The sequence below is a fragment of the Stenotrophomonas sp. PS02300 genome (assembly GCF_029959395.1).
Classification (GTDB): Bacteria; Pseudomonadota; Gammaproteobacteria; order Xanthomonadales; family Xanthomonadaceae; genus Stenotrophomonas; species Stenotrophomonas maltophilia_AD.
Map to the genome: position 1 here is coordinate 25846 of NZ_JASCOP010000028.1, position 12484 is coordinate 38329.

Here is a 12484-nt window from a genome sequence, read left to right on the forward strand (position 1 = left end):
TATAGGGAACTGGAGGGAATTATCCCGCTTTTTTCTCGGTCTTGCCGTCGAACAGGCCAAACACCGCAATACCCACGGCGCCGACCACGATCGCCGCATCGGCGATGTTGAACGAGGGCCAGTAGTGCTCACCCACATACCACTGGATGAAATCGACCACGTGGCCGTGCACCTGGCGGTCGATGACGTTGCCGATGGCCCCGCCGATCACCAGCGCGTACGGCACGGCGCTGCGCCAGTGGGCACGCGGGGTGCGCGAGAGCCAGAAGGCCATCAGGCCGCTGATGCCCACCGCAAGCGCGGTGAAGAACCACAGCTGCCAGCCACCGGCGTCGCTCAGGAAACTGAACGCTGCGCCGGTGTTGTAGGTGCGGTACCAGTTCCAGAAGCCGTCGATGACGGCCACCGGCTGGTACTCGGGCAGGCTGGAAAGCACCCAGGCCTTGCTCCACTGGTCCAGGCCGATGACGGCGGCCGACAGCAGCAGCCAGACCAGTGCGTTGGGACGCGGACGTGCGGCGCTCATCAGAACCACTTCCTGTCTTCGCCGGCACCGTCGACGTTGCTTGCGCAACGACCGCACAGTTCCGGGTGGGCGGCCACGCTGCCGATGTCGGCACGGTAGTGCCAGCAGCGCACGCACTTCTGCTTGGTGGTCGGCTGGGCGCTGACGAACACCTCATCGGTGGTCGCCGGGCGCACGCTGACATCGCCACTGATGAACAGGAAGCGCAGTTCCTCGGCCAGCGGCTGCCAGCGCGCAGCGGTTTCCTCGCTGGCCGCGACGGTGATCTCCGCTTCCAGCGCGGCACCGATGGCGCCGTTGGCGCGCATCGGCTCGAGCACCTTGGCCACCTGCTCGCGCAGGGCCAGCAGCTGGTCGAACTCGGCAGCGTTGATCGCGGCATCGGCCGGCAGCGGCACCAGGCCTTCGTACCAGGTGGCGAACAGCACGTTTTCCTTGCGCTCGCCCGGCAGGTAAGCCCACAGCTCATCGGCGGTGAAGGTCAGGATCGGGGCGATCCAGCGGGTGAACGCTTCGGCGATGTGGTACATCGCGCTCTGCGCCGAACGGCGGCCGCGCGAGTCGGTCGGCATGGTGTACAGCCGGTCCTTGGTGACGTCCAGGTACAGCGAGCCGAGGTCCACGCTGCAGAAGTTCAGCAGCAGCTGGACGATCTCGGCCATGTTGTAGCCGGTGTACGCCGCCTTGATCTTCTCCTGCACTTCCCAGGCGCGATGCACGATCCAGCGGTCCAGCGCGACCATGTCGGCCGGGGCCACCAGGTGCTGGGCCGGGTCGAAGCCATCCAGGTTGCCGAGCAGGAAGCGCGCGGTGTTGCGCAGGCGCCGGTAGGCATCCGCGTTGCGCTTGAGGATTTCCTGCGACAGCGACATTTCGTTGCTGTAGTCAGCCGAGGCGATCCACAGGCGAAGGATGTCCGCTCCCAGGGTCTTCATGATGTCCTGCGGCTCGATGCCGTTGCCCAGCGACTTGGACATCTTGCGGCCCTTCTCATCCACGGTGAAGCCGTGGGTGAGGCACTGCTTGTAGGGCGCGTGCTTGTCGATCGCCACGCCGGTGAGCAGCGAGGACTGGAACCAGCCGCGGTGCTGGTCGGAACCTTCCAGGTACAGGTCGGCCGGCTTGCCGAAGCCACGCTCCAGCAGCACGCCTTCATGGGTGACGCCCGAGTCGAACCAGACATCGAGGATGTCGGTGACCTTCTCGTAATGCGCGGCTTCATCGCCCAGCAGTTCGGCCGCGTCCAGCGCATACCAGACGTCGATGCCACCGGCCTGCACGCGGTCGGCCACCTGCTGCATCAACTCGACGGTGCGCGGGTGCGGTTCGCCGGTTTCGCGGTGGGTGAACAGTGCGATCGGCACGCCCCAGGTGCGCTGGCGGCTGATGCACCAGTCCGGGCGGCCATCGACCATGCTGCCGATGCGCGCCTTGCCCCAGCTCGGGAACCAGCCGACGTTGTCGATGGCGGCCATTGCATCGCTGCGCAGGTTGGCCTTGTCCATCGAGATGAACCACTGCGGGGTGGCGCGGAACACCACCGGGGTCTTGTGGCGCCAGCAGTGCGGGTAGCTGTGCACGATTTCCACGAACGACAGCAACGCGCCGGAGTCGCGCAGCACGTCCACGATCAGCGGCTGCGCCTTCCACAGGTGCACGCCCGCCAGCACCACTTCGCCCGCGGGCGGGGTGGACGGCAGGTACACGCCACGGCCGTCGACCGGGTTGATCTGGGCGGCGGTGTAGTTGTCCATCAGCCCGTACTGCTGGCTGACCACGAAATCTTCCTGGCCGTGGCCGGGAGCGGTGTGCACCGCACCGGTACCGTCTTCGTCGGACACGTGCGCGCCGTTGAGCAGCGGGATGTCGCGCTGCGGGTAGAACGGATGGGCCAGCAGCAGGTTTTCCAGCGCGGCACCGGCGGCATGGCCATGCGCCACGACCTCTTCCACGCCATAGCGGCGCAGGGCGCGCTCGGCCAGGCTGGCGGCGATCACCAGCCAGCGGCGCTTGCCGGCGTGGGCCGGGCCTTCGACCAGGGCGTACTGGATATCCGCGCCCAGCGACACCGCCAGCGAGGCCGGCAGCGTCCACGGGGTGGTGGTCCAGATCGGCACGGCCACTTCGACATCGGCCGGCAGGCTCACGCCGAAGCGCGCGGCCAGCTGCGCCGAATCGCGCGCCACGTAGGCCACGTCGATGGCCGGCGAGGTCTTGTCCTGGTATTCGATTTCCGCCTCGGCCAGCGCCGAGCCGCAGTCGAAGCACCAGTGCACCGGCTTGGCGCCGCGCACGATGTGGCCGTTGGCGAAGATCTTGGACAACGCGCGGATTTCATTGGCTTCGAAATCGAAGCTCAGCGTCTTGTACGGGTTGTCCCAATCGCCGATCACGCCCAGGCGCTTGAAGTCGCGGCGCTGCAGTTCGATCTGCTCTTCGGCGTATTCGCGGCACTTCTGGCGGAACGCGACGGCGTCGAGCTTGACGCCGACCTTGCCCCACTTCTTTTCGACCGCGATTTCGATCGGCAGGCCGTGGCAATCCCAGCCGGGCACGTAGGGCGCATCGAAGCCGGCCAGGTAGCGCGACTTGACGATGATGTCCTTGAGGATCTTGTTGACCGCATGGCCCAGGTGGATCTGGCCATTGGCGTACGGCGGGCCGTCGTGCAGCACGAACAGCGGGCGACCCTGCGCGTTTTCGCGCAGGCGGGCGTACAGGCCCTCGTCTTCCCAGCGCGACAGAATGCCCGGCTCGCGCTTGGGCAGGTCGCCGCGCATCGGGAATTCGGTTGCCGGCAGATGAAGGGTGGCTTTGTAGTCCTGGCTCACGCAGTGGCTCGCAATCTGTGTTCGGAAAGGATGTGACGGGCCTGATCGGCGTCACGGTGCATCTGGTCGGTCAATGCCGCCAGATCATGGAACTTCTCTTCGTCGCGCAGCTTGGCGACGAATTCAACCTGGATATGCCGACCGTACAGGTCGCCCTGGAAATCGAACAGGTGCGCTTCCAGCAGCGGCTCCACCCCGTCCACGGTGGGACGGGTGCCGAAGCTGGATACCGACGGCCACGGCTGGTCGAACACCCCGTGCACCCAGGTGGCATAGATGCCCGCCAGCGCCGGCGTTTTCGGGAAGCGCAGGTTGGCGGTGGGGAAGCCGAGGGTGCGGCCGAGCTGGCGCCCGCGCACTACCCTGCCCCCGATCGCATACGGGCGGCCGAGCAGGTCTGCGGCATGGGCGAAATCGCCTTCGCGCAGGAGCTGGCGGATGCGGGTGGCGGAAATGCGCTCGCCGTGGAAATCCACCGGGTCGATTTCGCCGGCGGTGAAGCCGCGTTCGGCGCCCATGGCCTGCAGCAGGGCCAGGTCACCGCGGCGGCGGTTGCCGAAGCAGAACTCCGGCCCGATCCATACTTCGCGCGCGCCCAGCCGATTGACCAGCAGCTGTTCGACGAAGGCTTCGGCCGGCATGGCGGCCATGGCCGCATCGAAACGCAGCAGGCCGATGGCGTCCACGCCGAAATCGCGCAGGAGCGTGACCTTGTCGCGGGCCAGGGTCAGCCGCGGCGGCGGCTCGCCCTGGGCGAAGTATTCGCGCGGCAGCGGTTCGAACGCGACCGCCACGGCGGGCACGCCCAGCGCGCGGGCACGCGCCGCCGCATGCCGCACCAGCGCACGATGGCCAAGGTGCAGGCCGTCGAATGCGCCGATGCAGACCACGCTTCCGTGCGGGAACAAAGGCCCGCCTTCGATGCTTCTGAACAACCTGGTCATCTACTGGGAATCCGGCCCGTCAGGACCGATGCGTTGCAAGGGATAGCCATGAAGTATAGCCGGGGTGCCCATGGATCAATGCTCGCGCAGGTGACGCGGGCGGAAGCCCATGGCGACCAGGGCCAGCAGGTAGGTCAGCCCACCGCCGCCGACCAGCAGCGCGAGGTTGCCGATCCGGTGCCATTTGTCCATGTCGGTGAAGTCGGTCATCAGCTGCAGCAGGCCCAGCAGCACCGCCACCATGGCCGCGCAGGCCAGGCCCAGGCGGGTCACGTAGCCGCCCCAGCCGGCCTTGGGCTGGTAGACGTCGGTCTTGCCCAGCCAGTACCAGAGCAGGCCAAGATTCAGGTAACTGGACAGCGCGCTGGCAATGCCCAGCGCCAGGTGCAGGCCCGGCTGCTTGCCCAGCGCCACCCACACGCCCTGCGCCTTCAGCGCTTCGGGCACCATCACGTGGTACAGCACGGCCAGCAGGACGAAGTTGAAGACCATGTTGGCCACCAGCGCGACCAGGCCGGCCCGCACCGGGGTGCGGGTGTCCTGGCGGGCGTAGAACGCCGGCAGCACCACCTTGAGCAGGGCGAAGGCCGGCAGCGCGAAGCTCAGGCCGTACACCGACAGCGCGGTCATGCGGGTATCGAACGCGGTGAACTGGCCGTGCTGGAAGATCGTGGCGATCAGCGGCTCGGCCAGCAGCATCAGGCCCAGCATGGCCGGCACGGCGATCAGCAGCGTGGTGCGCAGGCCCCAGTCCAGCGCGCTGGAGAAGCCGGCCTTGTCGGTACTGACATGGTGGCGGGCCAGCGCCGGCAGGATCACCGTGCCCAGCGCCACCCCGAACACGCCCAGCGGCAGTTCCAGGAAGCGGTCGGCCAGCGACAGCCAGGACTGCGAGCCGTCGGTCAGCTTGGCCGCGATCACGGTATCCAGCAGCAGGTTGATCTGGGCCACCGAGGAGCCGAACAGGGTCGGCACCATCAGGGTCAGCACCTTGCGCACGCCGGGGTGTTTCCAGCCCCAGCGCGGCAGGGTGAGCAGGTTGATGCCCTTCAGCGAGGGCAGCTGGAACAGCAGCTGCAGCACGCCGGCGGCCAGCACGGCCCAGCCCAGCGCCAGGATCTGCTTTTCCGGGGTGCCGCCCAGCCGCGGCGCCAGCCACAGCGCGCCGGCGATCATGCACAGGTTGAGGATCACCGGGGTCAGCGCCGGCATGGCGAAGCGCTGGAAGCTGTTGAGCGCGCCGCCGGCCAGGGCGGTGAGCGAGACGAACAGCAGGAACGGGAAGGTCAGCCGGAACAGGTCCACCAGCAGGCCGTGCTTGGCCGGGTCGGTGTCGACCCCGCTGGAGAACAGGGTGGCCAGCTGCGGGGCGAAGATCAGCGCCAGCGCGGTGACCAGCAGCAGCACCGCGCCCAGGGTGCCGGCCACGCGCGACATCAGCTCGCGCAGCTCCTCATGTGAACGGGTTTCCTTCACTTCCGTGAACACCGGCACGAAGGCGGTGGCGAACGAGCCCTCCGCGAACAGGCGGCGCAGGAAGTTGGGCACCCGGAAGGCGACCCAGAAGGCGTCGGTCACCGCATTGGTGCCGAACGTGGTGGTGACGGCCAGGTCGCGGACCAGCCCCAGCACCCGCGAAATCATGGTCATGCTGCTGAAAGACAGCAGCCCGCGCAACATCCTTGGTGAACTCACCCGTGTTTCCTCTTGACAATTGACTTGACGTACATTTTTCGAGCCATCATACTTTCCAGCTTGCTGTTCCCATTACACCGATTTTTCAGGAAACCACCACTGTGGCCAATATCAAGTCCGCCAAGAAGCGCGCCAAGCAGACCGTCGTGCGCAACGCGCGCAATACGGCTCAGCGTTCGATGCTGCGCACCGCTGTCAAGAAGGTGATCAAGGCGCTCGACGCCAACGATGCCGCCGGCGCCGAGGCAGCCTTTGCCGTCGCCCAGCCGATCCTCGACCGTTTCAGCTCGCGTGGTCTGATCCACAAGAACAAGGCTGCTCGCCATAAGAGCCGCCTGACCGCGCGCATCAAGGCCCTCAAGGCCGCCTGATACGGCGCAACGCCGCGCCTGGCGCGGCGTGCGGTACAAAAACCCGGCCCAGGCCGGGTTTTTTGCGTGGCCCCGCGTTTTTCCGTGCTTGCGGACAAATGGCAGCCACGCATGGCGTGGCACTACGCAACGGAAAAACCCGGCCGAAGCCGGGTTTCCCGAGGAAGCAACGTCAGCGTCAGAGCGCGTTGCGCGCATCCGCTTCGTCTTCTTTCTGGCGGTCGAAGAAGGCCATGATGTTGGTCATGATCGGCCAGGTGCCTTCACGGCCCAGCGCCGAAACCAGGTACCACGGCTGGGTCCAGCCCAGCTCGGCGATGATCTTCTCGGCCGCGGCCTTGGCCTCGTCCTCGAACATCAGGTCGGCCTTGTTCAGCACCAGCCAGCGCGGCTTCTCCAGCAGCTCCGGGTCATGCTTGGCCAGCTCGCGCTCGATCGCACGGACCTGCTCGATCGGCGAGATTTCCACGCCGCCTTCCATGGGGGAGATATCCACCAGGTGCAGCAGCAGGCGGGTGCGCTGCAGGTGGCGCAGGAACTGCGCGCCCAGGCCGGCACCATCGGCGGCACCTTCGATCAGGCCGGGAATGTCGGCGATCACGAAGCTGCGGTAGTTCTCCACGCGCACCACGCCCAGGTTGGGGTAGAGGGTGGTGAACGGGTAATCGGCCACCTTGGGGGTGGCAGCGGACACGGCGCGGATCAGGGTGCTCTTGCCGGCATTGGGGAAGCCCAGCAGGCCCACGTCGGCCAGCAGCTTCAGCTCCAGCTTGAGCAGGCGCTCTTCGCCCTCCTCGCCCGGCAGCGACTGGCGCGGCGAACGGTTGGTGGAGCTCTTGAAGTGCATGTTGCCCAGGCCGCCCTTGCCGCCCTTGGCTACCAGCAGGATGTCGTCGTGCTGGGTCAGGTCACCGATCACTTCGTCGGTGGCCACGTTCATCACCACGGTGCCGACCGGCACGGTGATGACCAGGTCTTCGCCGCCCTTGCCATAGGCCTGGCGGCCCATGCCGTTCTCGCCGCGCTGCGCCTTGAAAATGCGCTCGTGGCGGAAATCGACCAGGGTGTTGAGGTTTTCGTCGGCGCGGATGTACACGCTGCCGCCATTGCCGCCGTCGCCGCCGTCCGGGCCGCCCAGCGGAATGAACTTCTCGCGACGGAAACCGACGCAGCCGTTGCCGCCATTGCCGGCGGTAACCTGGATTTCTGCTTCGTCTACAAGTTTCATGATTCTGGATGCCAACTGGAGGCGGTGGGCAACGGGTGCGCCCGACCGCAGAGTCTAACGTGAAAAACAAAAACCCCGCCGAAGCGGGGCTTTCGTCAGCGGCCCCACGCCGGGGCGGGGGCGCCTGCGTATCGCGAAGCTCAGGCTTCGGCGACGACGCTGACGGTACGACGCTTCTTCGGGCCCTTCACCGAGAACTCCACCTTGCCGTCGACGAGCGCGAACAGGGTGTGGTCACGGCCGAGGCCGACGCCGGTACCCGGGTGGAACTGGGTGCCGCGCTGACGCACGATGATGTTGCCGGCATCGATGGCCTGGCCACCGAAGATCTTGACGCCGAGGTACTTCGGGTTGGAGTCGCGACCGTTGCGCGATGAGCCTACGCCCTTTTTATGTGCCATGACTGCTTCTCCTTATTACTTGCTGCCACCGGCGATGCCGGTGATCTCGATTTCGGTGTAGTACTGACGGTGACCCTGGCGCTTCATGTGGTGCTTACGGCGACGGAACTTGATGATCCGGACCTTGTCAGCACGACCCTGCGACACGACCTTGGCGGTGACCGAAGCGCCGCTCAGAGCGTCGCCCAGCTTGATGCCATCGCTGTCACCCAGCATCAGGATTTCTTCGAACTTGATCTCGTCGCCGACTTCGACTTCGAGCTTTTCAACGCGGAGCGTTTCGCCCTGCGCCACGCGGTATTGCTTACCGCCGGTTACCAGTACTGCGTACATGACCAGACTTCCTCTGTAGTTATTGTGGTCTATGGACTGCCGCCATCGAGGGCGGACAGAAGCGGGATTTTAATGACTCACCCCGGCCCGGGTCAACCCACCCCCTGCTTTTGGCCGCCACCCCCTGAACCCCGTTCAGGTTCAGGGCCCGGTGGTCTCAATAGATGAGACAAGGGGCTGGCAATGTCGCCGATTGCCCCCAAATCCCAAGCTCGGTAGGCTGACCGATTGCCGTCTCCGCTTGCCCCACTTTCAACGGATCCCCCATGGCGATGGATTTCATCCGCATCCGCGGCGCGCGGACGCACAACCTCAAGAACATCGATCTCGACCTGCCCCGCGACAAGTTGATTGTCATTACCGGCCTGTCCGGCTCGGGCAAGTCCTCGCTGGCCTTCGACACGATCTACGCCGAAGGCCAGCGCCGCTACGTGGAGTCGCTGTCGGCCTATGCCCGCCAGTTCCTGAGCGTGATGGAAAAGCCGGACCTGGACCATATCGAAGGCCTGTCGCCGGCGATCTCCATCGAGCAGAAGTCGACCTCGCACAACCCGCGTTCAACCGTGGGCACCATCACCGAGATCTACGACTACCTGCGCCTGCTGTACGCCCGCGTGGGCAGCCCGCGCTGCCCCGACCACGGCTACCCGCTGGAAGCGCAGACCGTGAGCCAGATGGTGGACCACGTGCTGACCCTGGACCCGGAACAGCGCTACATGCTGCTGGCCCCGGTGATCCGCGAGCGCAAGGGCGAGCATGCCCAGGTGTTCGACCAGCTGCGCGCGCAGGGCTTCGTGCGCGTGCGGGTGGACGGTGCGCTGCATGAAATCGATGCGGTGCCGCCGCTGGCGCTGCGCCAGAAGCACACCATCGAAGCGGTGATCGACCGGTTCCGCCCGCGTGAAGACATCAAGCAGCGCCTGGCCGAAAGCTTTGAAACCGCGCTGAAGCTGGGCGACGGCATGGTCTCGGTGCAGTCGCTGGACGTGGAAGACGCCCCGGCCCACCTGTTCTCGTCCAAGTACAGCTGCCCGGTCTGCGATTACTCGCTGCCGGAGCTGGAACCGCGCCTGTTCTCGTTCAATTCGCCGGTGGGGGCCTGCCCGGGCTGCAATGGCCTGGGCATGGCCGAGTTCTTCGATCCCTCGCGCGTGGTGGTGCACCCGGAGCTGTCGCTGTCGGCCGGTGCCGTGCGCGGCTGGGACCGCCGCAATGCGTACTACTTCCAGCTGATCGCCTCGCTGGCCAAGCACTACAAGTTCGACGTGGACGCGCCGTGGCAGAGCCTGGGCGAGGATGTGCGCCAGGCGGTGCTGTACGGCAGCGGCGATGAAACCATCACCTTCACCTACTTCACCGAAGCCGGTGGCCGCACCCAGCGCAAGCACCGCTTCGAGGGCATCATTCCGAACCTGGAACGCCGCTACAAGGAAACCGAATCGGCGGCGGTGCGCGAAGAGCTGGCCAAGTACATCAGCGAACGCAACTGCCCCGAATGCCAGGGCCAGCGCCTGAACCGTGCCGCGCGCAACGTGTTCGTGGCCGACCGTGCGCTGCCGGAACTGGTGGTGCTGCCGATCGATGAGGCACTGAAGTTCTTCAGCGGCATGACCCTGCCTGGCTGGCGCGGCGAGATCGCCGGCAAGATCGTCAAGGAAATCGGCGAGCGCCTGGGCTTCCTGGTCGACGTGGGCCTGGATTACCTCACCCTGGAGCGCAAGGCCGACACCCTGTCCGGTGGCGAGGCCCAGCGCATCCGCCTGGCCAGCCAGATCGGCGCCGGCCTGGTCGGGGTGATGTACGTGCTCGACGAGCCGTCCATCGGCCTGCACCAGCGCGACAACGAGCGCCTGCTGGGCACCCTCACCCGCCTGCGCGACCTGGGCAACACGGTGATCGTGGTCGAGCATGACGAAGACGCGATCCGCCTGGCCGACTACGTGCTGGACATCGGTCCGGGCGCGGGCGTGCACGGCGGCGAGATCGTCGGCCAGGGCACCCTGCAGGACATCCTGGACGCGCCGCGTTCGCTCACCGGCCAGTACCTGTCGGGCAAGCGCGCGATCGAGATTCCTGCGCGCCGGCACAAGCCGAACCCGAAGATGACGCTGCACCTGCGCGGTGCCAGCGGCAACAACCTCAAGGGCGTGGACCTGGACATTCCGTCCGGCCTGCTGACCTGCATCACCGGCGTGTCCGGTTCGGGCAAGTCGACCCTGATCAACGACACCCTGTTCTCGCTGGCCGCCAACGAGATCAACGGCTCCTCGCACCCGATCGCACCCTACAAGGAAGTGGAAGGGCTGGACCTGTTCGACAAGGTGGTGGACATCGACCAGTCGCCGATCGGCCGCACCCCGCGTTCGAACCCGGCCACCTACACCGGCCTGTTCACCCCGCTGCGCGAGCTGTATGCGCAGGTACCGGAAGCACGCGCGCGCGGCTATTCGCCGGGCCGTTTCAGCTTCAACGTGCGCGGCGGCCGCTGCGAAGCGTGCCAGGGCGATGGCCTGATCAAGGTGGAGATGCACTTCCTGCCGGACGTGTACGTGCCCTGCGATGTGTGCCACGGCAAGCGCTACAACCGCGAAACGCTGGAGATCCTGTACAAGGGCTACAACATCAACGACGTGCTGCAGATGACCGTCGAAGATGCGCTGAAGCTGTTCGAACCGGTGCCCAGCATCGCGCGCAAGCTGGAAACGCTGGTGGACGTGGGCCTGAGCTACATCAAGCTGGGCCAGAGCGCGACCACGCTGTCCGGTGGTGAAGCGCAGCGCGTGAAGCTGTCCAAGGAACTGTCGCGCCGCGATACCGGGCGCACGCTGTACATCCTGGACGAGCCGACCACCGGCCTGCACTTCCACGACATCGAAGCGCTGCTGGGCGTGCTGCACAAGCTGCGCGACGAAGGCAACACGGTGGTGGTGATCGAGCACAACCTGGACGTGATAAAGACCGCGGACTGGATCGTCGACCTGGGGCCGGAAGGTGGCCACCGCGGCGGCACCATCCTGGTCACCGGCACGCCGGAAGACGTGGCGGCCTGCCCCACCTCGTACACCGGCCAGTTCCTGGCCAAGATGCTGCCTTCGGTCAGCGCGCGCCCGGAACGCCCGGCGGCGGTGGCCAACAAGCCCGACGCCCGCCCGCCGCGCAAGGCCAAGCCGGAAAATCCGGCCAAGGTGGCCAAGAAGGCGGTGGCCGCCAAGCGTGCGGCAACCCCTAGCAAGACCAGCCCTGCCAAGACCACGAAGGCGAAGAAGAAGTAATGAGCAGCGAACACAAGATCCTGGCCCGCGTACCGATCAGCGTGCGCTGGCGCGACATGGACAGCATGGGCCACGTCAACAACGCCAAGTACATTTCCTACCTGGAAGAGGCGCGCGTGCGCTGGATGCTGGGCGTGGAAGGCGTTTCGATGACCGACCGGATCGCCCCGGTGGTCGCGGCGACCAACGTCAACTACCGCCTGCCGATCGTGTGGCCCAACGACATCGTGGTGGAGCTGTTCGTCGAACGCCTGGGCAACAGCAGCGTGACCATCGGCCACCGCATCGTGGACCAGAAGAACGACAGCACGCTGTATTCGGACGGCAACGTGGTGGTGGTGTGGATGGACACCCAGACCGGCAAGAGCGCCCCGCTGCCGGACGCGATCCGCAGCGCTTCAAGCTGACACGACCCAACGCGAGGCATCCATGATTTCCCTGTTGCTGATGCTGGCCATCGACACATCGGCGCCGCTTCGGACGATGCCCGCCAGCGCCTTTGGGTCCACGCTCGACATGCGGATCAACAGGGACCCGGCGGGTGGACTCCCGCCAGGCGGGTGCATGGAACTGGTGGTGGTCCTGGACGGTAAAGGCCGCATGAGCGAGACACGCATCACCCGCTCATCAGGGCACCGGCAGATTGATCGCGGGGTGATGCTCGCGCTGGGGACATATCCGTTCAACATGGCTGACCTGCAGGAAGGGACACCATGGCGGGTGTTTTTCAGCTGGTCGAAGGATGGGCGGGAAACGCGGTTATCCAACAAATGCGTGGATCTGGGGTAATTCCTGCAGCCGAGCGGTTCACGGCGCTGCCCGCCATGGGCCCGCCCGACCGGCCCCGGCGGGGGCCCTGCGCATTGCGGCCGGGTTCCCGGCG

11 protein-coding genes are annotated in these 12484 nt (G+C 66.2%); 4 read left to right on the forward strand and 7 right to left on the reverse strand.

What is annotated here, in order from left to right; all coding sequences use genetic code 11:
- Positions 1-19 precede the first annotated feature (19 nt).
- The 4 genes from lspA to murJ all read right to left on the reverse strand — a co-directional run bounded on the left by lspA (position 20) and on the right by murJ (position 5981).
- Positions 20-526, reverse strand: coding sequence for a signal peptidase II (lspA, locus tag QMX79_RS07770; protein WP_282246012.1), 507 nt, complete (start codon positions 524-526; stop codon positions 20-22).
- Complete coding sequence (ileS, locus tag QMX79_RS07775) at positions 526-3357, reverse strand: isoleucine--tRNA ligase (RefSeq protein ID WP_282246014.1); 2832 nt, start codon at positions 3355-3357, stop codon at positions 526-528. Before ileS ends, lspA begins: the two co-directional genes overlap by 1 nt.
- Positions 3354-4301 carry a bifunctional riboflavin kinase/FAD synthetase gene (locus QMX79_RS07780; RefSeq protein ID WP_282246016.1) on the reverse strand — a complete coding sequence of 316 codons (948 nt, stop codon included), beginning with the start codon at positions 4299-4301 and terminating at the stop codon, positions 3354-3356. Before QMX79_RS07780 ends, ileS begins: the two co-directional genes overlap by 4 nt.
- A 75-nt stretch (positions 4302-4376) precedes the next feature.
- Positions 4377-5981, reverse strand: a complete 1605-nt coding sequence (gene murJ, locus QMX79_RS07785) for a murein biosynthesis integral membrane protein MurJ (protein WP_282246055.1) — start codon at positions 5979-5981, stop codon at positions 4377-4379.
- Positions 5982-6097: 116 nt separating this feature from the next.
- Here murJ and rpsT point away from each other — a divergent pair, with 116 nt between their 5' ends.
- Positions 6098-6367, forward strand: coding sequence for a 30S ribosomal protein S20 (gene rpsT, locus QMX79_RS07790; RefSeq protein WP_017354922.1), 270 nt, complete (start codon positions 6098-6100; stop codon positions 6365-6367).
- Positions 6368-6545: 178 nt separating this feature from the next.
- Here rpsT and cgtA read toward each other — a convergent pair whose 3' ends face one another.
- The 3 genes from cgtA to rplU form a co-directional block, all read right to left on the reverse strand.
- Positions 6546-7595 (reverse strand): Obg family GTPase CgtA, encoded by a 1050-nt coding sequence (cgtA, locus tag QMX79_RS07795; RefSeq protein ID WP_068850197.1) that lies wholly within the window; start codon positions 7593-7595, stop codon positions 6546-6548.
- 140 nt (positions 7596-7735) lie between these two features.
- Entirely contained in the window at positions 7736-7996 is a 261-nt protein-coding gene (rpmA, locus tag QMX79_RS07800) for a 50S ribosomal protein L27 (protein ID WP_019184517.1), read from the reverse strand.
- Between the two features lie 15 nt (positions 7997-8011).
- Positions 8012-8329 carry a 50S ribosomal protein L21 gene (gene rplU / locus QMX79_RS07805; protein WP_282246042.1) on the reverse strand — a complete coding sequence of 106 codons (318 nt, stop codon included), beginning with the start codon at positions 8327-8329 and terminating at the stop codon, positions 8012-8014.
- Positions 8330-8595: 266 nt separating this feature from the next.
- Here rplU and uvrA point away from each other — a divergent pair, with 266 nt between their 5' ends.
- From uvrA to QMX79_RS07820, 3 genes are read left to right on the forward strand one after another with little or no spacing between them, the layout of a single operon-like run.
- Positions 8596-11601: an excinuclease ABC subunit UvrA gene (gene uvrA, locus QMX79_RS07810; RefSeq protein WP_282246044.1), complete on the forward strand. Its 3006-nt coding sequence runs from the start codon at positions 8596-8598 to the stop codon at positions 11599-11601.
- On the forward strand, positions 11601-12008 hold the full coding sequence (locus QMX79_RS07815) for a thioesterase family protein (protein WP_070209172.1): 408 nt from the start codon (positions 11601-11603) through the stop codon (positions 12006-12008). Before uvrA ends, QMX79_RS07815 begins: the two co-directional genes overlap by 1 nt.
- A gap of 22 nt (positions 12009-12030) precedes the next feature.
- Positions 12031-12390: a hypothetical protein gene (locus QMX79_RS07820; protein ID WP_282246053.1), complete on the forward strand. Its 360-nt coding sequence runs from the start codon at positions 12031-12033 to the stop codon at positions 12388-12390.
- Positions 12391-12484: the final 94 nt, after the last annotated feature.

What these genes read in the sequence shown, in the direction of transcription:
- lspA (WP_282246012.1), bottom strand. Translation starts at nt 526, where the DNA reads ATGAGCGCCGCACGTCCGCGTCCCAACGCACTGGTCTGGCTGCTGCTG.
- QMX79_RS07780 (WP_282246016.1), bottom strand. Translation starts at nt 4,301, where the DNA reads ATGACCAGGTTGTTCAGAAGCATCGAAGGCGGGCCTTTGTTCCCGCAC.
- murJ (WP_282246055.1), bottom strand. Translation starts at nt 5,981, where the DNA reads ATGTTGCGCGGGCTGCTGTCTTTCAGCAGCATGACCATGATTTCGCGG.
- cgtA (WP_068850197.1), bottom strand. Translation starts at nt 7,595, where the DNA reads ATGAAACTTGTAGACGAAGCAGAAATCCAGGTTACCGCCGGCAATGGC.
- rpmA (WP_019184517.1), bottom strand. Translation starts at nt 7,996, where the DNA reads ATGGCACATAAAAAGGGCGTAGGCTCATCGCGCAACGGTCGCGACTCC.
- rplU (WP_282246042.1), bottom strand. Translation starts at nt 8,329, where the DNA reads ATGTACGCAGTACTGGTAACCGGCGGTAAGCAATACCGCGTGGCGCAG.
- uvrA (WP_282246044.1), top strand. Translation starts at nt 8,596, where the DNA reads ATGGCGATGGATTTCATCCGCATCCGCGGCGCGCGGACGCACAACCTC.
- QMX79_RS07815 (WP_070209172.1), top strand. Translation starts at nt 11,601, where the DNA reads ATGAGCAGCGAACACAAGATCCTGGCCCGCGTACCGATCAGCGTGCGC.
- QMX79_RS07820 (WP_282246053.1), top strand. Translation starts at nt 12,031, where the DNA reads ATGATTTCCCTGTTGCTGATGCTGGCCATCGACACATCGGCGCCGCTT.